The 20,716-nt window shown below is 66.9% G+C and carries 24 protein-coding genes; 15 read left to right on the top strand and 9 right to left on the bottom strand.

Features of this window, described 5'->3' with window-relative positions:
* The first annotated feature begins 11 nt into the window (after positions 1-11).
* Genes rplF through rplO form a run of 5 tightly spaced genes read left to right on the top strand, consistent with a single transcriptional unit; the run spans position 12 to position 2,274 of the window.
* Positions 12-551: a 50S ribosomal protein L6 gene (rplF, locus tag AC4ELH_RS16825; RefSeq protein ID WP_055109950.1), complete on the top strand. Its 540-nt coding sequence runs from the start codon at positions 12-14 to the stop codon at positions 549-551.
* 2 nt (positions 552-553) lie between these two features.
* Positions 554-961, top strand: a complete 408-nt coding sequence (gene rplR, locus AC4ELH_RS16820; protein WP_055109948.1) for a 50S ribosomal protein L18 — start codon at positions 554-556, stop codon at positions 959-961.
* Positions 962-986: 25 nt separating this feature from the next.
* Positions 987-1,643, top strand: a complete 657-nt coding sequence (rpsE, locus tag AC4ELH_RS16815; protein WP_072279034.1) for a 30S ribosomal protein S5 — start codon at positions 987-989, stop codon at positions 1,641-1,643.
* A 2-nt stretch (positions 1,644-1,645) separates the two neighbouring features.
* A complete protein-coding gene (gene rpmD / locus AC4ELH_RS16810) occupies positions 1,646-1,831 on the top strand; it encodes a 50S ribosomal protein L30 (protein WP_029106891.1) in 186 nt (61 codons plus the stop codon).
* Positions 1,831-2,274 (top strand): 50S ribosomal protein L15, encoded by a 444-nt coding sequence (gene rplO / locus AC4ELH_RS16805; protein WP_064883273.1) that lies wholly within the window; start codon positions 1,831-1,833, stop codon positions 2,272-2,274. Before rpmD ends, rplO begins: the two co-directional genes overlap by 1 nt.
* Positions 2,275-2,372: 98 nt before the next feature.
* Here the strand turns inward: rplO and AC4ELH_RS16800 are convergent, their stop codons facing one another.
* A complete protein-coding gene (locus AC4ELH_RS16800; protein ID WP_064883271.1) occupies positions 2,373-3,299 on the bottom strand; it encodes an LLM class flavin-dependent oxidoreductase in 927 nt (308 codons plus the stop codon).
* 83 nt (positions 3,300-3,382) lie between these two features.
* Here AC4ELH_RS16800 and sppA point away from each other — a divergent pair, with 83 nt between their 5' ends.
* Both sppA and AC4ELH_RS16790 read left to right on the top strand, forming a co-directional pair.
* The gene (sppA, locus tag AC4ELH_RS16795) at positions 3,383-5,167 is read left to right on the top strand and encodes a signal peptide peptidase SppA (protein WP_498885501.1); all 1,785 of its coding nucleotides are present in this window, start codon (positions 3,383-3,385) and stop codon (positions 5,165-5,167) included.
* 207 nt (positions 5,168-5,374) lie between these two features.
* The gene (locus AC4ELH_RS16790; RefSeq protein WP_498885499.1) at positions 5,375-6,802 is read left to right on the top strand and encodes an MFS transporter; all 1,428 of its coding nucleotides are present in this window, start codon (positions 5,375-5,377) and stop codon (positions 6,800-6,802) included.
* Here the strand turns inward: AC4ELH_RS16790 and AC4ELH_RS16785 are convergent.
* The 3 genes from AC4ELH_RS16785 to AC4ELH_RS16775 are packed head-to-tail and all read right to left on the bottom strand — an operon-like array spanning position 6,788 to position 8,938.
* Positions 6,788-7,444 (bottom strand): GntR family transcriptional regulator, encoded by a 657-nt coding sequence (locus tag AC4ELH_RS16785; RefSeq protein WP_498885497.1) that lies wholly within the window; start codon positions 7,442-7,444, stop codon positions 6,788-6,790. The genes AC4ELH_RS16790 and AC4ELH_RS16785 overlap by 15 nt on opposite strands.
* A complete protein-coding gene (locus AC4ELH_RS16780) occupies positions 7,441-8,160 on the bottom strand; it encodes a maleate cis-trans isomerase family protein (protein WP_498885495.1) in 720 nt (239 codons plus the stop codon). Before AC4ELH_RS16780 ends, AC4ELH_RS16785 begins: the two co-directional genes overlap by 4 nt.
* A 40-nt stretch (positions 8,161-8,200) precedes the next feature.
* Positions 8,201-8,938, bottom strand: coding sequence for a maleate cis-trans isomerase family protein (locus AC4ELH_RS16775; RefSeq protein ID WP_498885493.1), 738 nt, complete (start codon positions 8,936-8,938; stop codon positions 8,201-8,203).
* A 77-nt stretch (positions 8,939-9,015) separates the two neighbouring features.
* Here AC4ELH_RS16775 and AC4ELH_RS16770 point away from each other — a divergent pair, with 77 nt between their 5' ends.
* Genes AC4ELH_RS16770 through AC4ELH_RS16760 form a run of 3 tightly spaced genes read left to right on the top strand, consistent with a single transcriptional unit; the run spans position 9,016 to position 11,899 of the window.
* A complete protein-coding gene (locus tag AC4ELH_RS16770; RefSeq protein ID WP_498885491.1) occupies positions 9,016-9,999 on the top strand; it encodes a D-2-hydroxyacid dehydrogenase in 984 nt (327 codons plus the stop codon).
* Complete coding sequence (locus AC4ELH_RS16765) at positions 9,996-11,405, top strand: amidase (protein ID WP_498885489.1); 1,410 nt, start codon at positions 9,996-9,998, stop codon at positions 11,403-11,405. Before AC4ELH_RS16770 ends, AC4ELH_RS16765 begins: the two co-directional genes overlap by 4 nt.
* A complete protein-coding gene (locus AC4ELH_RS16760) occupies positions 11,402-11,899 on the top strand; it encodes a DUF3830 family protein (RefSeq protein ID WP_498885487.1) in 498 nt (165 codons plus the stop codon). The genes AC4ELH_RS16765 and AC4ELH_RS16760 overlap by 4 nt, the downstream gene beginning before the upstream one ends.
* Before the next feature lie 6 nt (positions 11,900-11,905).
* Here AC4ELH_RS16760 and AC4ELH_RS16755 read toward each other — a convergent pair whose 3' ends face one another.
* Genes AC4ELH_RS16755 through AC4ELH_RS16740 form a run of 4 tightly spaced genes read right to left on the bottom strand, consistent with a single transcriptional unit; the run spans position 11,906 to position 15,592 of the window.
* Positions 11,906-12,826, bottom strand: a complete 921-nt coding sequence (locus tag AC4ELH_RS16755; protein ID WP_064883259.1) for a class I SAM-dependent methyltransferase — start codon at positions 12,824-12,826, stop codon at positions 11,906-11,908.
* A gap of 18 nt (positions 12,827-12,844) precedes the next feature.
* Complete coding sequence (locus tag AC4ELH_RS16750) at positions 12,845-13,750, bottom strand: class I SAM-dependent methyltransferase (protein ID WP_498885484.1); 906 nt, start codon at positions 13,748-13,750, stop codon at positions 12,845-12,847.
* 12 nt (positions 13,751-13,762) lie between these two features.
* Positions 13,763-14,665, bottom strand: coding sequence for a class I SAM-dependent methyltransferase (locus AC4ELH_RS16745; RefSeq protein ID WP_498885482.1), 903 nt, complete (start codon positions 14,663-14,665; stop codon positions 13,763-13,765).
* A 12-nt stretch (positions 14,666-14,677) separates the two neighbouring features.
* Positions 14,678-15,592 carry a class I SAM-dependent methyltransferase gene (locus tag AC4ELH_RS16740; protein ID WP_064883252.1) on the bottom strand — a complete coding sequence of 305 codons (915 nt, stop codon included), beginning with the start codon at positions 15,590-15,592 and terminating at the stop codon, positions 14,678-14,680.
* Positions 15,593-15,905: 313 nt separating this feature from the next.
* On the opposite strand from AC4ELH_RS16740, the gene secY reads away from it, so the two are divergent.
* The 5 genes from secY to AC4ELH_RS16715 all read left to right on the top strand — a co-directional run bounded on the left by secY (position 15,906) and on the right by AC4ELH_RS16715 (position 19,974).
* On the top strand, positions 15,906-17,231 hold the full coding sequence (gene secY / locus AC4ELH_RS16735) for a preprotein translocase subunit SecY (RefSeq protein ID WP_064883250.1): 1,326 nt from the start codon (positions 15,906-15,908) through the stop codon (positions 17,229-17,231).
* On the top strand, positions 17,228-17,773 hold the full coding sequence (locus AC4ELH_RS16730) for an adenylate kinase (protein WP_055109924.1): 546 nt from the start codon (positions 17,228-17,230) through the stop codon (positions 17,771-17,773). The genes secY and AC4ELH_RS16730 overlap by 4 nt, the downstream gene beginning before the upstream one ends.
* On the top strand, positions 17,770-18,567 hold the full coding sequence (map, locus tag AC4ELH_RS16725; protein ID WP_064883248.1) for a type I methionyl aminopeptidase: 798 nt from the start codon (positions 17,770-17,772) through the stop codon (positions 18,565-18,567). The genes AC4ELH_RS16730 and map overlap by 4 nt, the downstream gene beginning before the upstream one ends.
* Before the next feature lie 115 nt (positions 18,568-18,682).
* Entirely contained in the window at positions 18,683-19,243 is a 561-nt protein-coding gene (locus AC4ELH_RS16720) for a sigma-70 family RNA polymerase sigma factor (protein WP_064883246.1), read from the top strand.
* Positions 19,240-19,974 (top strand): anti-sigma factor family protein, encoded by a 735-nt coding sequence (locus tag AC4ELH_RS16715; protein ID WP_064883244.1) that lies wholly within the window; start codon positions 19,240-19,242, stop codon positions 19,972-19,974. Before AC4ELH_RS16720 ends, AC4ELH_RS16715 begins: the two co-directional genes overlap by 4 nt.
* Before the next feature lie 24 nt (positions 19,975-19,998).
* On the opposite strand, the gene AC4ELH_RS16710 is transcribed toward AC4ELH_RS16715, so the two are convergent.
* Positions 19,999-20,685 carry a class I SAM-dependent methyltransferase gene (locus AC4ELH_RS16710; RefSeq protein WP_448445964.1) on the bottom strand — a complete coding sequence of 229 codons (687 nt, stop codon included), beginning with the start codon at positions 20,683-20,685 and terminating at the stop codon, positions 19,999-20,001.
* Positions 20,686-20,716 lie beyond the last annotated feature (31 nt).

Below are 20,716 nucleotides of genomic sequence, written 5' to 3'. Positions count from 1 at the left end.
GGATAGAAGACATGTCGCGTATTGGTAAGCAGCCGGTCCTGGTTCCCGCCGGGGTCGATGTGACGATTGACGGCCGCAACGTCTCGGTCAAGGGCCCCAAGGGCACCCTGACCCTCGATGTCGCCGAGCCGATCACCGTCGAGCGCAACGAAGACGGCGCCATCGTGGTCAGCCGTCCCGATGACGAGCGGCGCAGCCGCTCCCTGCACGGGCTCTCCCGCACCCTGGTGGCCAACCTGGTCACCGGCGTCACCGAGGGCTACACCCGCAAGATGGAGATCTTCGGCGTCGGCTACCGCGTCGCACTCAAGGGTTCCAACCTGGAGTTCGCACTCGGCTACAGCCACCCCGTGGTGATCGAGGCGCCCGAGGGCATCACCTTCGCCGTCGAGACGCCCACCAAGTTCTCGGTCACGGGTATCGACAAGCAAAAGGTCGGTCAGATCTCCGCGGTCATCCGCCGCCTGCGCCGCCCCGACCCGTACAAGGGCAAGGGTGTGCGTTACGAGGGTGAGCAGATCCGCCGCAAGGTCGGAAAGACAGGTAAGTAACTATGGCTGCAAAGACTCAAGCTGCCGCCGTCCGCAAGCCGGTGGGGCAGAACATCTCTGAGACTCGCCGTAACTCCCGGCTGCGTCGGCACGCCCGGTTGCGCAAGAAGGTCTCCGGCACCGCCGAGACCCCGCGTCTGGTGGTCAACCGCTCGGCACGGCACATCCACGTCCAGCTCATCGATGATCTGGAAGGCGTCACGCTGGCGGCTGCCAGCTCGATCGAGGCCGACGTGCGTGCCGTCGAGGGTGACAAGAAGGCGCACAGCGTTCGGGTCGGTCAGCTGATCGCCGAGCGTGCCAAGGCTGCCGGCGTCGACACGGTTGTGTTCGACCGCGGTGGCTACACCTATGGCGGCCGGATCGCCGCGCTGGCGGATGCCGCGCGCGAGGGCGGGCTGAAATTCTGATGACTGTCAACGAGAGGACTGCATGATGGCCGAGCAGGCAACTGGTGCCGGCGGCCCAGGCGCTTCCGACAACCGCGGTGGCCGTGGCCGCCGCGACGACCGCGGTGGCCGTGGTGGCCGCGACAGCGGCGAGAAGAGCAACTACATCGAGCGCGTGGTGTCGATCAACCGCGTCTCCAAGGTGGTCAAGGGTGGTCGGCGCTTCAGCTTCACCGCGCTGGTCATCGTCGGTGACGGCAAGGGCATGGTCGGCGTCGGCTACGGCAAGGCCAAGGAAGTTCCGGCCGCCATCGCCAAGGGCGTCGAGGAGGCTCGCAAGGGCTTCTTCCGGGTTCCGCTGATCGGCGGCACCATCGTCCATCCGGTTCAGGGCGAAGCCGCTGCCGGTGTGGTGATGCTGCGTCCCGCCAGCCCGGGTACCGGTGTGATCGCCGGTGGTGCGGCTCGCGCGGTGCTGGAATGCGCTGGCGTGCACGACATCCTGGCCAAGTCGCTGGGCAGTGACAACGCGATCAACGTGGTGCATGCCACCGTTGCCGCGCTGAAGATGATCCAGCGTCCCGAAGAGGTGGCGGCCCGTCGCGGTCTGCCCCTCGAGGACGTGGCGCCGGCCGGCATGCTGAAGGCCCGGCGCGAGAGCGAAGCGCTTGCTGCCGCAGCAGCGCGTGAGGGATCGGCATAACCATGGCAGAACTCAAGATCACCCAGGTGCGCGGAACCATCGGCGCACGCTGGAAGCAGCGCGAAAGCCTGCGGACCCTGGGGCTGAAGAAGATTCGTCAGTCCGTGGTGCGTGAGGACAACGCGCAGACCCGCGGTCTGATCAAGGCCGTTCATCACCTCATCGAGGTGGAGGAGGTGAAGTCCTGATGTCCGTTATCAAGCTTCACGACCTGAGGCCCGCCCCCGGAGAGAAGAAGGCCAAGACCCGCGTCGGTCGTGGTGAGGGCTCCAAGGGTAAGACCGCCGGTCGTGGTACCAAGGGCACCAAGGCCCGCAAGAACGTCCCCGCGACGTTCGAGGGTGGCCAGATGCCGATCCACATGCGGCTGCCGAAGCTCAAGGGCTTCAAGAACCGCTTCCGGACCGAGTACGAGGTCGTCAACGTCGGCGACATCGCCAAGGCCTTCCCGCAGGGCGGCACCATCGGTGTCGACGAGCTGGTTGCCAAGGGCCTCGTTCGCAAGAACAGCCTGGTGAAGGTGCTCGGCGACGGCAAGCTGGCCGTCAAGGTCGACGTGACCGCCAACAAGTTCAGCGGTAGCGCCCGTGAGGCGATCTCCGCTGCCGGCGGTTCGGCCACCGAGCTCTAGTTTCGCTGCGTCAGCAGACACAAAAGTGCCCCTTTTCTTTTGAAAAGGGGCACTTTTGTTGGGGGCCCCTCCCGCTTGCGGGGGACTGGTCGCGGAACCTAGGTGAGCTGCGGGATCACGTCGGCGGCAAGCCGTTCCATCTGTTCGCGGTCCTCGGCGATCGTGGCGCCGGTGGGGTTGAGTACGACGGTCTGTGCCCCCGCTTCGAGCACCTCGCGCAGACCCCGGACCACGTCGTCCACGGTCCCGGCGACCGCCACCTCGCCCAGGTGCGTCCGGTCCCCGTAGATCCGCCGAAGGCCCGCGTCCACCCGCTCGCGAGCACGGGCAGGGTCGTCGTCGACGATCAGATACACCCGCTTGCCGATCCGGAATCCGGCCTGATCCTTGCCCTGCTCGTCGATTTCGCGGTGCACCGTCCGGACCGCCTCGGCGAAGGCCGCGGTGGTCGACGAGCCGGCTCCCAGAAACGCATCGCCGTAACGGACCGCCCGCGCCAGAGCCCTCGGTGCGTTGGCCCCGAACCAGATCGGCGGGTGTGGCCGCTGAACGGGTTTGGGGCTGATGGCCAGATCGTCGACATCGCGGAAGCGGCCGTGGAAGGTGATCCGGGGTTCATCCGACCAGGCGGCTTTCATCAACTCCAAACCCTCGGTGAAGCTGGAGATGAATGTCGACGAGTCCACCCCGAACGCCGGGAACTGCCGGAAGCTGCCGCCCGGGGCCACGCCGACGTCGAGGCGGCCGTGGCTGAGCCGGTCCACCGCCGTGATCGCCGAAGCCAACTGCAACGGGTCGTGCAATGAGGTGACCAGAACCGCGACCCCCAGCCGCAGCCTCGTGGTGACCGCCGCGGCATACGACAACAGTTCCAACGGGGCGATCGTCGGTGCCGGCCCCACGGTCTGCTCGATCGTCCAACCGCCCTCGAAACCGAGTTCCTCGGCGCGGGCCAGATACGCCTTGAAGGCCGCGTCGTCGAAGCCGTCGTGATCGAGTTGCGGGAGCGAGATGGAGAACGTCACCCGTCTCACGGTACGACGGTGGTCCGGTAGGGCGACAGTTCTCGTCGCCGCGCGCGGAATCCGCCGATCGGTAGGCTCGGTCCATGTTCGCTTTTCTCCCAGGACTACCCGGCCCGGACGATCTCAAGGTGTTGGCCCGGCGCGTGGACACCGCCCGGCACAACGGAGTGCCCAACGGGTGTGTGCTGGAGTTGGATCTGATGTCGACGCCGCCGGAGACCGCCGGATTCGACCCGTTGGCCGTGATCGCGGGCGGGGGCCGCCCGCTGGTGTTGCGGCAGGCCGTCGCCGCGATCCACCGCGCAGCCGAGGACGACCGGGTGGCCGGGTTGATCGCGCGGGTGCAGTTGCCCGCCGCTGCGCCCGGCCCGGTACAGGAACTGCGGGATGCCATCGCGGCGTTCAGCGCGGTGAAGCCCACGGTGGCGTGGGCCGAGACGTACCCCGGCACGCTGTCTTATTACCTGGCATCCGCCTTCCGCGAAGTGTGGATGCAGCCTTCGGGCACAGTCGGGCTGGTCGGTTTCGCCACCAATGCGATGTTCCTGCGCGACGCGCTGGACAAGGTGGGTGTCGAGGCACAGTTCGTCGCGCGCGGCGAATACAAGTCCGCGGCAAACGTTTTCACGGAAGCCCGCTACACCGACGCGCAGCGTGAGGCCGACGGCCGGATGATCGAGAGCCTGCAATCGCAGGTGTGGCAGGCCATCGCCGAATCGCGGGGCCTGACCTCGGAGGCGGTCAACGTACTGGCGGACAAGGCGCCGGTGCTGCGAGATGACGCCGTCACCGCCGGCCTGATCGACCGGATCGGGTTCCGTGACGAAGCCTATTCACGCATCGGGGAACTGTCCGGCGGGCCGACCGAGGCAGGCGCCGATGCCGACAGTCACCCCGATGCTCTACCGCGGCTTTATCTTTCGCGCTATGCGCGGACCACTCCGAAGGTTCCGACGCCACAGATACCGGGCCGTAAGTCCAAGCCCACGATCGCGCTGGTGACGTTGCACGGCCCGATCGTGAGCGGCCGCGGCGGGCCACAGGTGCTGCCGCTGGGTAATTCCAGTGCCGGCGGCGACACCATCGCCGCGGCTCTGCGTGAGGCCGCTGCCGACGATGAGGTGTCGGCGATCGTGCTGCGCGTCGACAGCCCCGGCGGCTCGGTGTCCGGGTCGGAAACCATTTGGCGCGAGGTGGTTCGGATTCGCGAGCGCGGTAAGCCCATCGTCGCCTCGATGGGGGCGGTGGCAGCATCGGGCGGCTACTACGTGTCGATGGCCGCAGACGAGATCGTGGCCAATGCGGGCACCATCACCGGGTCCATCGGTGTGATCACCGGCAAGTTGGTCTCCCGTGAGCTCAAGGACAAGTTGGGCGTCGGATCGGATTCCTTGCGTACCAACCCGAATGCCGATGCCTGGTCGTCGAACTCACCGTTCACCGACGAACAGCACGCCCAAATCGAAGCCGAGACCGACCTGCTCTACACCGATTTCATCACCCGCGTGGCCGAGGGGCGCAAGCTCTCGGTCGAGCAGGTGGACCAGGTGGCGCGCGGTCGGATCTGGACGGGCGCCGACGCCAAGGGGCACGGCCTCGTCGACGAACTCGGTGGCCTACGTACCGCGGTCACCCGCGCCAAGGTCCTGGCCGGGCTGGATCCGGACACCAAGGTGCGGGTGCTGAGCTATCCCGGTTCGTCCTGGTTGGACATGTTGCGGCCCAAGCCGTCCTCTCAACCCGCAGCCGCGTCGGTGCCGCAGGCTGTCGGCAACCTGCTGGGGCAATCGGTGGTCGGAGTACTCGAGAACGCCGGGCGCGCGGTGACCGGATCCCACGCGCTCTGGCTGGGAGAACCCCGGTTTTGACGCTTGCGATAGTTACGACGCGGTAGCGGGCGGCGCTTTGTCGGCCGTGGGGCTGTAACGTCAGATCTTGGCAACTATTGAATTGTCGACGAAACGACGGCCTGGCCCTGCGGTGTTCAACCCAGTCAGAGCAGCCGTAACAGAGTGCGCGGCGGGGAACGGTGTCGTCAGACACATGGAGGACTCGTGCCCGCGCATAACAGCCCGATGAGGGGCTTCGGAGACAAACCGGAGATCGACTATCGCGAACCCTCAGAGGATCCGCCCGACCCCGGTGTGTTGAAGCGGGCCATCGCCGCGTCGGCGATCGGTAACGCCACAGAATGGTTCGACTACGGCATCTACGCCTATGGCGTGGGCTACATTTCCGCCGCCATCTTCCCCGGAGACGCCCAACAGGCGACCCTGCTGGCCCTCGCGACGTTCGCTGTGTCGTTCCTGGTCCGCCCGCTCGGCGGATTCGTCTGGGGGCCACTCGGCGACCGGCTGGGCCGTAAACACGTGCTCGCGATCACCATCGTGTTGATGGCGGGCGCGACGTTCTGCGCCGGCCTGATTCCGTCCTATGCCGCGATCGGGATGTGGGCCCCGGTGCTCATGGTCGCGCTGCGGATGATCCAGGGCTTCTCCACCGGAGGAGAATACGGCGGAGCCGCGACATTCATGGCCGAGTACGCTCCGTCGCGTCGGCGCGGTTTCCTCGGCAGTTTCCTCGAATTCGGCACCCTCGCGGGCTTTTCGATGGGCGCGCTGTTGATGCTCGGCTTCTCGGCGCTGCTCTCCGATGAGCAGATGGGGCAATGGGGTTGGCGGCTACCGTTTCTCGTGGCCGCCCCGCTCGGACTGGTCGGTGTCTACCTACGTTCGAAGCTGGAGGACACCCCGATCTTCCGCGAACTCGAAACCAAGGGGGAGCGGGAAGGTGGGCCCGCGTCCGAGCTCAAGGATCTGGTGGTCGAGTACTGGGGCCCCATCCTGCGATTGGGCGGTTTGGTCGTTGCGCTCAACGTGGTCAACTACACGCTGCTGACCTACATGCCGACGTATCTGGAGCAGACGATCGGCTTGTCGAGCAGCCACGCCCTGGTGGTACCCATCATCGGCATGCTGTCGATGATGGTGTTCCTGCCATTCGCGGGCCACATCTCCGACCGGGTGGGCCGCAAACCGATGTGGTGGGTCTCGCTGATCGGTCTCTTCGTCGCCGGCATCCCGATGTTCCTGCTGATGTCGACGAACATGGTCGGTGCAATCATCGCGTTCGCGGTGCTGGGCCTGCTCTATGTGCCCCAGCTGTCGACGATCTCCGCGACGTTCCCGGCGATGTTCCCCACCCAGGTGCGTTACGCCGGCTTCGCCATCGCCTACAACGTGTCGACATCGCTGTTCGGTGGCACCGCCCCCGCGGTCAACGATTGGGTGGTGGCAAAGACCGGTGATCAACTGGTGCCGGCCTATTACATGATGATTGCCTGCGTGATCGGGATGATCGCGCTGATCAAGGTGCCCGAGACCGCGCGATGTCCGATCAGCGGCACCGAGATCCCCGGCACGCCCGAAGCGCCGGCGCAATTGGAGTACGAGCCCGAACCCGAGACGGACACAGGTACGCCGTCTGCGTCAGCCGGCCGGTAGTCGCGCGATCAACCGGTCGACGGCGTCCTCCATGTGGGCCAGCATCAACTTGTCCGTGAGTGCGACGTCTCCGGACTGGATGGCGCCCGCCAGTGCCTGGTGCTCGTTCACCCGGTCGGTGGCGGCGTCGTAGGTGTCGGCCAGTGCGTGCACACACATCCTGGTCTCGACAAGAAAGGTCTGGTGCAGGCGTGAGAGCCGCGGGCTGCCTGCGAGTTCGACGAGCACCTCGTGGAAACGCATGTCGGCTTCGCTGACTTCATCGAGGTCGCGGGCTGCTGCCATCTCGTCGACCACGGCGAGTAGCGCGTCTCCGGCGCTCGCATAGTCGCCCTGCAGGATCTGGCGGCTCGCGGTCCGCTCGATTGCCTCGCGGGCCAGGTACATGTCGCGGATCTCGCCGGAGTCCATCGTGTTGACGAACACTCCGCGGTTGCGGATCGCGATCAGCAGACCTTCCTGGGTGAGGCGCTGCATGCCCTCCCGCAGGGGTCCGCGGCTGACTCCGAAGCTGCGCGCCAACTCGGCCTCGCCGAGTTGCGTGCCGGGGACGAGCTCGCCGTGCGCGATGGCCTGGCGGAGCTTCTCGGCGACGATGCTGGGTGTCGACTCCTGCTCGACGGGAGTGATGAAGTCGGTCACGGCCTGGCTCCGAACAGGCGGCCGAGCCCGGGGAGCGGCGGCACGGGGCCGAGTAGGTGCAGGCCCTTCCAGACCGTCACCTGGTTGGCGGTGAGCACCGGTTTGCCGACGGCGCATTCCAGCTGATCGATGAAACCCATTGTGTGCATGGCGGTGTCGGGTACCAGCACAGCATCGGCGTCGGGGTGGTCGGCGGCTGTGACCATGGCGAGCACCTGTGCCTGCGGCAGCCGGCCCACCTCGGCTGCGGTGAGGATGTCGTGGCTGCCCATCGACACCACGTCGATGCCGCCGGCCGACAGGAACGCGACGAAGTGTGCCGCCACGTCCCCCGGGTAGGAGGCGGCCACGGCAACCCGGTGGATACCCAAGTGCTGCAATGCATCTACGAAGGCGATCGATGTCGACGAAGCCGGGACGCCGGAGGCGGCGGCCACATCGTCGGCTTGGCGTCGGGCTCCGTCGCGCCCGAAGACGAAACTGCCCGACGTACACGCCCACATCATCGAATCCGGACGTGCCGCCCCCAGGCGCATGACACCGTCGGCGAGGCGTTCGGTCCGGCCGAGGTCGAGGAGGGCATCGACACGATGGGCGTCCTCGCCGACCGACGTGATCGCGACGGGCAGTCTGACCGCCGACTGCAGACGTGCCTCCAGCGCGCCGAAGTCGTCTTCGGCGCTGTGGCCGGGATAGAGGATCCCCACCGTGGTCATGCATCGTCCTTTCAAGGGTGGCCAGGTCGCTACCGCGCGTTCAGGTCTCCAGCAGTCGCTGACCGGCTCCCACGGCCTTGCGGCCCGCGACGGCCAGTGCCGCCCACATGGTCACCTGGTTGGCGGTGACCACCGGCTTGCCGAGCTCGCGCTCCAGCGGTGCGATCAGATCGTAGGTCGGCAGATTCGTGCAACTGATGACGACAGCCTCGGCATCGGAACAATCTGTGGCACAAACCAACTCGGCCGTTGTCGCATACGGCACCGCCCAGATCTGCGATGTCATCCCCAGGCCTGCGGTGGCGGCCACCTCGATCCCGGCTTCCATGAGATAACTGGTCAGCCCGCTCGTGAGGTCGGCGGTGTAGGGAGTGACCGTGGCGACCGTCTTCACCCCGAGGTGCCGGAGCGCGGCGAGCATGGAGCCGCTGGTGGTCACCGCGGCCGGGGCTCCGGCCGCGCGCATCGCCGCGACCAGTGCGGCCTCGCCTGCCATTCCCTTGACGAAGCTTCCCGCGGTACACGCATAGGCCGTCACCAGCGGAGCCACCGCGAGCACGTTCGCGGCGCCGGCCTCGACCTGCTCGGGTTCGGAGACATGCACCGCCATGTCGACCGTCACCGGCAGCGGCGCATATCGCAACCGGGTGACGTAGAGGCTGACGTCGTTGGGCGCCCAACGCCACAGTTCGCGGTCGAGAGCGAAGTCGTACGGTGTCACAACACCTATCCCCACCTGCTGTAACGGTGGGGGAGGAATGACTTCCTCGAGTGTCATGTCCATAGTGTGAGGCCGAGTCGGCCAACCGGCAACAGATTGTTGACAATCCTACGAAGACGCCTAGCCTCGGAACCGTGCCGCCTGCAGCCGCCCGCCCCGTGATCGCGGTGCTGTGTGAGCACGAGACCGACCGGGTGCCGGGCCTGTCCTGCGTGGATGCCGACTTCCGCTACTGCGACGCCGACGGGCTGGGGCAGGCGGTCGAAGGGGCGCGGGCCCTGCTGCTGTGGGACTACTTCTCCACTGCGTTGCGTGAAGTGTGGGCGCGTGCGGATGCGCTGGAGTGGATTCACGTCCCCGCGGCCGGTGTCGACACACTGCTGTTCGACGAGCTGCGGGAATCGGACGTGGTGGTCACCAATGCCCGCGGTGTATTCGACCGTCCCATAGCTGAATACGTTCTCGGCGCGGTGCTGGCCCATGCCAAGGGGACCCAGGCCAGCCTGGATTTCCAACGCCGGCATGAGTGGCGCTACCGCGAGACCCGCAGCATCGCGGGTGCGACGGCACTCGTGGTCGGGACGGGCGGCATCGGCCGTGAGATCGCGCGTCTGCTGCGCGCGGCCGGTCTGTCCGTGCGCGGTGCCGGGCGTAAAGCGGTCGCCGAGGATCCGGATTTCGGTGCGGTGGTCACCACCGACGATCTGGTCTCGGCCGTCGGCTGGTGCGATCACCTCGTGCTTGCGGCTCCGCTCACCCCGGCGACGCGTGGTCTCGTGGACGCGGCCGTCCTGAAGGCGATGAAACCCGATGCGCACCTTGTGAATATCGCGCGGGGACCGATCGTCGACGAGGATGCGCTGCTTGCCGCGCTGACCGAACACCGCATCGCCGGAGCAACCCTGGACGTGTTCAGCATTGAGCCGTTGCCCGCCGGACACCCGCTGTGGGACGCGCCCGGTACCGTCATCACCGCACACATGTCCGGCGACGTCGTGGGGTTCCGGGAGACTCTCGCCGATCAGTTCGCCGACAATGCGCGGCGCTGGCTGGCCGGGCAGCCGTGGGTCAACGTTGTCGACAAGGCGCTCGGTTACGTACCGGGGGAGCAGACGTGACCATCCCACAGGCCGTCGAGTTGCTCGAGGCCTACCGGACCAAGACGCTCTCGCCGGTGGAGGCGACCCGAGCGGCGCTGTCGGCCATCGACCACCACAACGACGCGGTCAACGCATTTGTGCTCGTTGACTCCGACGGTGCGATGGCCGCCGCGCGGGCGTCCGAAAAGCGTTGGCATGACGGGTGTCCGCTGGGCCCCGGCGACGGGATCCCGACATCGATCAAGGACGCGCTGTGGACCAGAGGCTGGCCGACCCTGCGTGGCAGCTGGCTCATCGACGAGGCGGGCCCGTGGAACGAGGACGCGCCCAGCGTGGCGCGGCTGCGCGAATCCGGCGCGGTGCTGCTCGGCAAGACCACCACTCCGGAGTACTCGTGGAAGGGCGTGACCGACTCGCCGCGCTACGGAGTGACCGGCAACCCGTGGGATCCCGCGGTGACTGCGGGCGGGTCGAGCGGGGGCAGTGCCGCGGCCGTGGCACTGGGCATGGGCGCGTGGTCGGTGGGCACCGACGGCGGTGGTTCGGTGCGCATTCCTGGCGCGTTCACGGGCACCGTCGCCCTCAAACCGACCTACGGTCTCATCCCGTTGTATCCGCCGAGCCCGTTCGGCACGCTTTCGCACGCCGGCCCGATGGCGCGCACGGTCGCCGACGTTGCCGCCTTGCTGGACGTCGTCACCGGGTTCGACGGGCGGGACTGGTCGGCAATGCCCTCTCCGCGTTCGTCTTTCCGTGCCGTGCTGACCGGTGGCATCGCCGGGCTGCGGGTCGCCTACTCGCCGACCCTCGGCTTCGGGGTCAACGACCCTGAGGTCGATGTCGCGGTACGGGCAGCGGTGGAGGTACTTGCGGCGGCAGGCGCGCACGTAGAGGAGGTCGATCCGGGCTTCGCCGACCCGGTGCACGCCTTCCAGGTGCTGTGGTTCGCCGGTGAGGCAAAGGTGTTGGAAGGCAAGCTGACTGGTCCGGACGCCGGGCGTATCGATCCCGGTCTACGGCGCACGGCCGAGACCGGGGCAACCTTCACCGCGTCGGACTACCTGGATGCGACCGCCGTCCGGATGCACCTGGGGGAACTGATGGGCAGGTTCCACCAGACCTATGACGTCCTGGTCACCCCGACGCTGCCGCTGACCGCCTTCGCCGTCGGCCGGGACGTGCCCGACGGTTCGGCCTCACCGGACTGGACGAGCTGGACGCCCTACACGTATCCGTTCAATCTGACCCAGCAGCCCGCACTTTCGGTGCCGTGCGGGTTCAGCACGGGCGGCCTGCCCGTCGGGCTGCAGATCGTCGGTCCCCGACATTCGGATGCCCTGGTGCTGCGGGTGGGGGACGTGTACCAGGGCGCCACGGACTGGCATCGCCGGATGCCCGCGCTGCTCACCGAGGAGGTTGCATGAGCCGGTTGGTCACGGTGTCGCTGGACAAACGCGGAGTCAGTTGTGTGGCCCGACTCCTCGACGACGCGGCGCCGCGCACCTGCGCCGCGGTGTGGGACGCCCTGCCGTTGGCGGCGCAGGTATTTCACGGCAAGTACGCCCGTAACGAGATCTACACCCTGCTGCCGGCATTCGGCACCGACCCCGGCAAGGAGAACACCACGGTCACCCCGATACCGGGCGATCTGTGCTGGTTCTCGTTCGACTCGGACGATCTGGGCAACCCCGCATACGGATACGAGAACAGCGCCGGTACCGGAACCACCGGCGCGATCGTCGACCTGGCGCTGTTCTACGGCCGCAACAACCTGCTGATCAACGGGGACCAGGGCTGGGTGCCCGGCAACGTGTTCGGCGAGATCATCGAGGGACTCGACGACATGGCCGCGGCCTGCCAGGACCTGTGGATGGGCGGAGCCAGGGGCGAGACGTTGCGCTTTGCCAGGGTATCGTGACGCCGCTCAGTCCAGAGTCCCGCTGACGTAGACGATTTCACCCATCGGGTCGTTGTCGTCGCGGTCGGGCACCGGCAGGCCGTGGCGGACGAACAGCTCCGACCGGGGCGTACCGGACATCTCCCAACCCTTGGCGTTCAGATAGTCGGCGGCCGAATGCCTCTCGCCGTGGTAGATCAGCGACGGCATGTCCATGTTCAGACCGAGCTGGCTGAACGTCGCGGTGGCGGCGCGTGCCTTTTCCGGGTCGAAATCCTTGAGCGCGGGCACGAATTCGGTGGCCACCGCGCTGCCGGGTGCGCTGAGCGCGGCGATGTTGTCGAACAGCCGGTCCTGCGCCTCGGGCGGCAGGTAGATCAGTAGACCCTCGGCGCACCACGCGGTCGGTTTTGCCGGGTCGAATCCCGCGGCGCGCAGGGCGGCCGGCCAGTCGTTCCGCAGGTCGATCGGTACGGTGCGTCGTTCCGCCTTCGGCTCCGCGCCAAGGTCGGCGAGGGTGCGCGTCTTGAACTCGATCACCTCGGGCTGGTCGATCTCGTAGACCACGGTGCCCGCCGGCCAGGGCAGCCGGTATGCGCGCGAGTCCAGGCCGGAGGCCAGGATCACCGCCTGCCGGATACCGGCCTCGCCCGACGTGATGAAGAAGTCGTCGAAGAACCGGGTACGCACCGCCATCTCGTCGATATTCGAGCGAGCGCGCTCAGCTGCATCCGGTGCGAGCTGGGCGAGGGTATCCAGACTCAGCTCACCGTCGACCATCTTGGTGAACACGTCGATGCCCACCGCGCGCACCAACGGCGCCGCGAACGGATCGTCGATCAGGCCGTGGGAATCCTGGCTGGCGATCGCCCGCCCCGTGGCCACCAGAGTGGCGGTGGCGCCGACGCTGGAGGCCAGATCCCAACTGTCGTCATCGGTTCGTGCCATCGTGCGCCTCCCGGTCGTCTATTTCGATGTCTTGAGTGTTGCTGACAGATAACCAGAATCACCGGCGAGGTCGTCAAGCTCCTCGGGGTAGGGGAAACCGTGCGACGCGTAGGCGGCCCGGGTGGGCTGCACTGTCGCGTCCCACCCGTGTGCGGCGAGGTAGTCGCGGGCGGCTGTTCGCTCGCCGGAGTAGAACAGGTCCTTCAGATCCATATCGGAGCCGACCTTCTTCGACCACTGGCTGACCCGCTCGGTCCACTTGTCGTTGAGCGAGGCGGCGTCCATGTGCTCGGTGGCGAGCCGGCTGCCCGGGGCGCTGAGCGCGGTGATGTTGTCGAACAACCGGTCCTGGGCTTCCGGCGGCAGATAGATCAGCAGGCCCTCGGCGATCCAAGCGGTCGGAAGCTGTGGATCGAAACCGTTGGCGCGCAAGGCCGCGGGCCAGTCGTCGCGCAGGTCGACGGGCACGGTGTGCAGCTCGGCGGCAGGCTCGGCCTCGAGATCGGTCAGGGTGCGGGTCTTGAACTCCAGCACTGCCGGCTGATCCACCTCGAACACGACGCTGCCGGCCGGCCAGGCCAGCCGGTAGGCGCGCGTGTCCAGGCCGGAGGCCAGGATCACCGCCTGCCGGATACCGGCCGCCGAAGCATCGGTGAAGAAGTCGTCGAAAAAGCGGGTACGGACGGCGATCTGCTCACACATCCGCTGCCGGTCCAGCATCAGATCGCCCTCGACGCACACCTCGCCGTCGGCGAGTCGGATGCTGTGCTCCAGACCGACCGCACGCACCAGCGCGTCGGCGAACGGATCGTTGATGAGTGGGTCGGGCTGCTTGGTGGCCAGCGCCCGGGAGGCCGCGACACCGGTCGCGGTCGCGCCGACGCTCGTGGCCAGATCCCAGCTGTCGCCTTCGGTGCGGGTCATGAAATGGTGCTCCTAGTCTCGGATGGCGATGACAGCCTGCGAGTTGCGTTGTGGCGCAGCGGCTTCTGCGGTGGGGAACTCGCGGCCGTATTCGGCGAAAAGCTCAGGCCGGCGCCGGGCGGTGACCGACCATCCGCGGTCGGTCAGGTAGTCGACGACCGAATTGCGCTCGCCGTCGTACCACAGGTTGGCCAGGTCGAGGTCCAGTCCGTGCTGACGCCACTGCTCGCTCATCGCATTGCCGCGCTCACGCAGGTTCGCCGCGATATCGGGATGGAACTCGGTCGCCAGTCGGCTGCCCGGGGCGCTGAGCGCGGTGATGCTGTCGAACAACCGGTCCTGGGCCTCGGGCGGCAGATAGGCCAGCAGTCCCTCGGCGCTCCACGCGCTCGGCGCTTCGGGATCGAAGCCGGCCGCCCGTAGAGCCGCCGGCCAGTCGTCGCGCAGATCGACGGCGACGGTGCGGCGCTCGGCGGTAGGGGTGGCCCCGATCTGGGCCATCGTCGCTGACTTCGCCCCGATCACCTCGGGCTGGTCGATCTCGTACACCACGGTGCCCTCGGGCCACGGCAGTCGGTACGCCCGGGAATCCAAGCCGGAAGCCAGGATCACGGCCTGTCGGATGCCCGCCGCGCCCGACGTAGTGAAGAAGTCGTCGAAGAACTTCGTCCGCACCGCCATGATCCCGATCATCAGCTCGGCACCGGCGGCCAACTCACCGTCGAGGGCGATCTCGCCGTCGACGAGTTTGGTGAAGAACTCCACCCCGACCGCACGCACCAGATCCGCCGCGTAGGGGTCGTTGATCAGCGGATCGGGTTCAGCGCTGGCGATCGCGCGGGCCGCGGCGACCATCGTCGCCGTCGCGCCCACGCTGGAGGCCAGATCCCAGCTGTCGGCGTCAGACCGTGCCATCGCTCGCCCGCCTCACTTCTCGGCGCTGATGTAGAGGACCGATGCCGCGTGGGCCTCATCCTCGACCGGCGGCAGACCTGTACGGACCAGCAGATCGTTGGACGAGATGCTCGTGGTCTTCCAGGCATGTCCTTCCAGATACGTCGTCACATCGGCACGGTCTCCGAGGAAGATCAGCTCGTTGAGGTCCATGTCCAGGCCGTGTGCCCGCCAGCGGTCGGTGAACTCCTGCATTCTGGCCCGGATCGTCTCTTCGTCGTTGGACTCGGTGGCGGGCACGCCCTCGACACCGAATCGGCTGCCAGGCGCACTCAGCGCGGTGACCTGGTCGAGCAAACGGTCCTGGGCGTCCCCCGGCAGATAGCCCAGCAACCCCTCGGCGATCCATGCCGTAGGTAGCGACGGGTCGAACCCGGCCTCGGTCAACGCCGAGGGCCAGTCGAAGCGCAGGTCGATGGCCACGGTGCGGCGGTCGGTGGTCGGTACCGCGCCGAGGTCCGCCAGGGTGGCGCTCTTGAACTCGATCACCTCGGGCTGGTCGACCTCGTAGACGACGGTGCCGTCGGGCCACGGCAGCCGGTAGGCCCGCGAGTCCAGCCCGGTCGCGAGGATGACCGCCTGCCGGATACCGGCACGGCACGCGCTCAGGAAGAAGTCGTCGAAGAATCGGGTGCGGGCGGCCATGCCGTTGGCGAATCGGATCAGCCCTGTTGTGGCCTCCTCGTCGAGTCCTTCGGTGGTGAAGTTCTCGTCGGCCAGTTTGGTGAAGAAGTCCATCCCGACAGCGCGGACCAGGGGAGCGGCGAAGGGGTCGTCGATCACCGGATCATCGGCATTGGTGGCCATTGCGCGCGCTGCCGCGACCATCGTCGCCGTGGCACCCACGCTGGAGGCCAGATCCCACGAGTCGTCAGCAGTCCGGGCCATGAATTCCCCTTTGTTCAGTCGAAATCAACGTGTTAGTTAGGTGGTGTAATGAGCTGTCGCCGACTGTACGCTCCGATTCTGAAGAGAAGCTCTGCTCCGCAGCTCGGCCAGATCCCGGCCGGATCGAGGCGGGCGGGCGCGGGTGCATGACGGGGGTACTCGGGGGCAACTGTTACTCTCGTAGACTGATTTGACGACTGAGTTCGCAGGCTGCGCGCCTGCCGGGCGGTCGTACACGACTTGACCATTGACGCTGGCTCCACCAGCCCCGTTTGGCACGCCGCGCTGAGAGGTCGGCTGCGCAGGAGGAAGAGTGCTTTCGGCTTTCATCTCATCGCTGCGGACGGCCGACCTCAGACGCAAGATCCTGTTCACGTTGGGCCTGGTGATTCTCTACCGGGCCGGCGCGTCGATCCCGTCTCCGGGGGTTAACTACCCGAACGTCCAAAAGTGCATCGAGCAGGTCAGCGGCGGCGACTCCGCCCAGATCTACTCGTTGATCAACCTGTTTTCCGGCGGCGCGCTGCTGCAGCTGACGGTGTTCGCGGTGGGCGTCATGCCCTACATCACCGCCAGCATCATCGTGCAGCTGTTGGTCGTGGTGATTCCGCGTTTCGAGCAGTTGCAGAAGGAAGGCCAGGCCGGTCAGGCCAAGATGACGCAGTACACGCGTTATCTCTCGATCGCGCTGGCGGTCCTGCAGGCCACCAGCATCGTGGCGCTGGCCGCCAACGGCGGGCTGCTGCAGGGCTGCAGCCTCGACATCATCCAGGACAGCTCGGTCTTCGGACTGATCGTCATCGTGCTGGTGATGACCGCAGGCGCAGCGCTGGTGATGTGGATGGGCGAGCTCATCACCGAGCGGGGCATCGGCAACGGCATGTCGCTGCTGATCTTCGCCGGTATCGCCGCCCGGATCCCGTCCGAGGGCCAGACCATCCTGGAGAGCCGCGGCGGCCTGGTGTTCACCGCCGTCGTTGCCGCGACGCTGCTGATCATCATCGGCGTGGTGTTCGTCGAGCAGGGCCAGCGCCGTATCCCGGTCCAGTACGCCAAGCGCATGGTGGGCCGCAAGATGTACGGCGGTACCTCCACCTACCTGCCGCTCAAGGTCAACCAGGCCGGCGTCATCCCGGTGATCTTCGCGTCCTCGCTGATCTACATCCCGCACCTGATCACCCAGCTGATCCAGAGCGGCAGCTCCAACCCGGGCACCGGATGGTGGGACAAGTTCGTCGCCGACTACCTGACGAATCCCGCCGATCCCGTCTACATCGCGATCTACTTCGGCCTGATCATCTTCTTCACGTACTTCTACGTGTCGATCACGTTCAACCCGGACGAGCGCGCCGATGAGATGAAGAAGTTCGGCGGATTCATCCCGGGCATCCGTCCCGGCAAGCCCACCGCGGACTACCTGCGGTACGTGCTCGGCCGGATCACCCTGCCCGGTTCGATCTACCTCGGTGTGATCGCCGTTCTGCCGAACCTGTTCCTGCAGATCGGCAACACCGGCTCGGTGCAGAATCTGCCGTTCGGCGGTACCGCGGTTCTCATCATGATCGGTGTGGGTCTGGATACCGTGAAACAGATCGAGAGCCAGCTCATGCAACGTAACTACGAAGGGTTCCTGAAGTGAGAGTCGTTCTACTCGGACCGCCCGGTGCGGGCAAAGGCACGCAGGCAGAGAAGCTGTCCGAGAAGCTCGGCATCCCACAAATCTCCACCGGGGATCTGTTCCGCAAGAACATCGGTGACGGCACTCCGCTCGGACTGGAGGCCAAGCGCTACCTGGACGCCGGCGATCTCGTGCCGGCCGAGCTGACGAACCGCCTCGTGGAGGACCGTATCGACCAGGCCGACGCCGCCGACGGGTTCATCCTCGACGGCTACCCCCGCTCGGTCGAGCAGGCGGGCGCGCTCAAGGACATGCTCGCCGCGCGCAACCACAAGCTCGACGCAGTGGTGGAGTTCCAGGTGTCCGAGGACGAGCTGCTGACCCGGCTCAAGGGCCGTGGCCGCGCTGACGACACCGACGAGGTCATCCGTAACCGCATGAAGGTCTACCGCGACGAGACCGAGCCGCTGCTGGAGTACTACCGCGACGACCTCAAGACCGTGGATGCGGTGGGCGCCCTCGACGAGGTGTTCGCCCGCGCATTGCAGGCACTGGGTAAGTGATCAGATTGCCGGGGTTGCGCAAGCGCAAGGTCGTTGCGCAGCGCAGCGCCGGAGAGTTGGACGCGATGGCTGTGGCCGGGGCGCTCGTCGCCTCGGCACTGCGGGCCGTCCAGGCGGCCGCCGCCCCCGGCGTATCCACACTCGAGCTGGATCAGATCGCCGAGTCCGTCATCCGTGACGGTGGCGGCACCCCGTCGTTCCTCGGCTACCACGGATTTCCGGCCAGCATCTGCGCCTCGGTCAATGACCGTGTGGTGCACGGCATTCCGTCAGCGGGCGAGAAATTGGCCGCCGGCGATCTGGTGTCCATCGACTGCGGCGCGATCGTCGACGGATGGCACGGTGACTCGGCCGTCACCTTCGGCGTCGGCGCACTCATCGCCGCCGACGAAGCTCTTTCTGCAGCAACGAAATCCGCCATGGAGGCCGGGATCGCCGCGATGCTGCCCGGAAACCGGCTCACCGACGTCTCGCACGCGATCGAGGTCGAGACCCACGCCGCCGAAGCCCGGCACGACCGCAAGTACGGCATCGTCGACGGCTACGGTGGTCACGGTATCGGCCGCCAGATGCACATGGACCCGTTCCTGCCCAACGAGGGTTCACCCGGCCGCGGTCCGTACCTGGAGCCCGGCTCGGTACTGGCGATCGAGCCCATGCTGACCCTGGGCACCACCGAGACCGTGATTCTCGACGACGAGTGGACCGTCGTCACCGCCGACGGGACCCGTGCGGCGCACTGGGAGCACACGGTCGCCGTCACCGAAAACGGCCCCCGAATCCTCACCCGGTAATTAACGCCAGCAATCAATACTCGAAACGCGCGCCATCGCTGGTGTCAGCCGGAGCGCAAAGGTTCTAATTGAACCGGATCGCCACCAACGTCGTGTCACAGACGGAGGTAGGGAAGTGGATGATCCGGAGGCCGCCATGATGCGGATGCTCTACGACGAGCATGCTGCTGCGCTATGGCGCTATGCCCTGCGGCTCACGGGCGATCGGGCCCGGGCCGAGGACGTGGTGCAGGAAACGTTGCTGCGTGCGTGGCGTCATAAGCCTGACGGTCTTCTCGCAAGCGCTCATCCGCCTGACGCCGCTCCAGATACCGAACGTTCGGCACGGGCGTGGTTGTTTACGGTGGCGCGAAACATGATCATTGATGAACGCCGAAGCGCCCGCTTTCGGAACGAAACCGGGGTGCCCGACCCCGAACAGGTGGCAGAGCATTCAAAGGCTGCCGCCACCCCAGACAAAGTGGACAACGCGTTGGACCGAATCCTCCTGACCACGGCATTGAGCCAACTATCCGACGAACACCGGGCAGTGGTCCGCCGGGCGTACTACCAGGGCTGGACCACCGGGCAGATCGCGGACGATCTGCATATACCCGAGGGCACCGTGAAATCGCGGCTGCACTATGCGGTACGCGCACTGAGACTGAACTTGCAGGAAATGGGGGTGACACGATGACACGGTTCGATGTGCCCCACATCCCTGATCCGGCTGAGCTCGACAAGTACCGGACCTGGGATGCGGCCTACGTGCTGGGTTCGCTGGAAAGCAGCGAGCGACGCGAGTACGAGGCTCACCTGGATGGCTGTGCGCAGTGCCGTTCCGCGGTGGCCGAGTTGACTGGCATGCCCGCTCTACTGGCCATGCTCGATCTGGACGACGTGCTCGCCCTCGAATCCGAACAGCCCGATCCGCCGCTGCGGCCCGAGGTGTTGCAGTCCGTGCTGGCCAAGGTCAGCTGGGGGCGGCGCCGGTCGCGCTGGGTGACCACGGCCGCCGTGGGTGTGGCCGCTGCGCTGCTGGCGCTCGGTGTGGTGGTCGGCATCCGCCCCGAGGTGTTCGGTCTGCACAGCGGTTCCGAGCAGCAGAGCGCCCAGATGCTGGCGATGAGCAAGGTCTCCGACACGCCCATCAACGCCAGCATCGCGATGACCAGTTACTCCTGGGGGACCCGCATCGACATGGCCTGCAGTTATGGCAGCTGGGGCAAGCAGGACGCGCCCCCGCAGAATCTCGGCATGATGGTGGTCGGCCGGGACGGCAGCCGCAACGAGGTCGCGACGTGGATCGGGTTGTCCGGCGCCACCGCACTGCCCAGCGGCAACACCCAGATGCCGATGTCGGATATCGCTGCGGTGCAACTGGTTACGTCGCCCGAAGGCAAGGTACTGCTCGAAAAGCAGCTCTGAGCGAGCGCCGAGCGTCCGGTTCGGTTACGGCGCTCGGGGCAGCTCGGGATCCTTGTGAGCGCTCAGCAGGAAGCCGGACATCACGATATGCCCGGCACCGTCACGCTCCACCCCGGGCGCTGACGCCGGCCCGCCGGCGCCGGCAGCCGGGTTGTCGTTGCCGTACAACTTGGCCGGGCGCACCTCGTCGACCGTCCAACCGGTGGCGACGGTGTCGCGCAATTCGTCGGCGGTGAAGCCGTTGGGCCCGGGTACTTCGCCGCCGAAGGGCCTCGCCGCGAACGCCAGGATGTACAGTTCCGCGTTCGGTGCCGAGGCCCGGTGGATGGCCTGGATGTAGGGCCGGCGCCCATCGATCGGTAGCGCGTGCAGAAGGCCGCTGTCGATCACGGTGTTGAACCTGCCGTCGTAACCGGTGAAGGTGGTCATGTCGGCTTGCGCGAAACTGGCTGTGGTCAAGCCACGTTCGGCTGCGGCCGCGGCCGCAGCTGCGATCGCCGTCGGGCTGGAATCCAGTCCGACCACGGTGAAACCCCGCTCGGCCAGGGCCAGCGAGAGTGCGGCATGGCCGCATCCGGAGTCGAGCACCTCGCCGCGCACCTTGCCCTGCTCGATCAATCGCGCAAGCTCCGGCTGTGGGGCACCGATGCTCCACGGCGGCGGCGTTTCCTGACGATAGGCGTCTTCCCAATCGATACCCGGCTGTGCCATCCGATGCCTCCGATCACGGGGTCCTGCGGTC

It is taken from the genome of Mycobacterium shunyiense, from assembly GCF_058270075.1.
This window is presented reverse-complemented; position numbering and strand designations above follow the sequence as displayed.

Bases quoted from the DNA above. Each gene is read 5' to 3' on its own strand.
- AC4ELH_RS16775 (WP_498885493.1), bottom strand. From the start codon at position 8,938: ATGACACTCGAGGAAGTCATTCCTCCCCCACCGTTACAGCAGGTGGGG.
- AC4ELH_RS16760 (WP_498885487.1), top strand. From the start codon at position 11,402: ATGAGCCGGTTGGTCACGGTGTCGCTGGACAAACGCGGAGTCAGTTGT.
- AC4ELH_RS16750 (WP_498885484.1), bottom strand. From the start codon at position 13,750: ATGACCCGCACCGAAGGCGACAGCTGGGATCTGGCCACGAGCGTCGGC.
- rpsE (WP_072279034.1), top strand. From the start codon at position 987: ATGGCCGAGCAGGCAACTGGTGCCGGCGGCCCAGGCGCTTCCGACAAC.
- AC4ELH_RS16715 (WP_064883244.1), top strand. From the start codon at position 19,240: ATGACACGGTTCGATGTGCCCCACATCCCTGATCCGGCTGAGCTCGAC.
- sppA (WP_498885501.1), top strand. From the start codon at position 3,383: ATGTTCGCTTTTCTCCCAGGACTACCCGGCCCGGACGATCTCAAGGTG.
- AC4ELH_RS16790 (WP_498885499.1), top strand. From the start codon at position 5,375: ATGAGGGGCTTCGGAGACAAACCGGAGATCGACTATCGCGAACCCTCA.
- rplR (WP_055109948.1), top strand. From the start codon at position 554: ATGGCTGCAAAGACTCAAGCTGCCGCCGTCCGCAAGCCGGTGGGGCAG.
- AC4ELH_RS16780 (WP_498885495.1), bottom strand. From the start codon at position 8,160: ATGACCACGGTGGGGATCCTCTATCCCGGCCACAGCGCCGAAGACGAC.
- AC4ELH_RS16710 (WP_448445964.1), bottom strand. From the start codon at position 20,685: ATGGCACAGCCGGGTATCGATTGGGAAGACGCCTATCGTCAGGAAACG.
- rplO (WP_064883273.1), top strand. From the start codon at position 1,831: ATGTCCGTTATCAAGCTTCACGACCTGAGGCCCGCCCCCGGAGAGAAG.
- rplF (WP_055109950.1), top strand. From the start codon at position 12: ATGTCGCGTATTGGTAAGCAGCCGGTCCTGGTTCCCGCCGGGGTCGAT.
- AC4ELH_RS16745 (WP_498885482.1), bottom strand. From the start codon at position 14,665: ATGGCACGGTCTGACGCCGACAGCTGGGATCTGGCCTCCAGCGTGGGC.
- AC4ELH_RS16740 (WP_064883252.1), bottom strand. From the start codon at position 15,592: ATGGCCCGGACTGCTGACGACTCGTGGGATCTGGCCTCCAGCGTGGGT.
- rpmD (WP_029106891.1), top strand. From the start codon at position 1,646: ATGGCAGAACTCAAGATCACCCAGGTGCGCGGAACCATCGGCGCACGC.
- AC4ELH_RS16755 (WP_064883259.1), bottom strand. From the start codon at position 12,826: ATGGCACGAACCGATGACGACAGTTGGGATCTGGCCTCCAGCGTCGGC.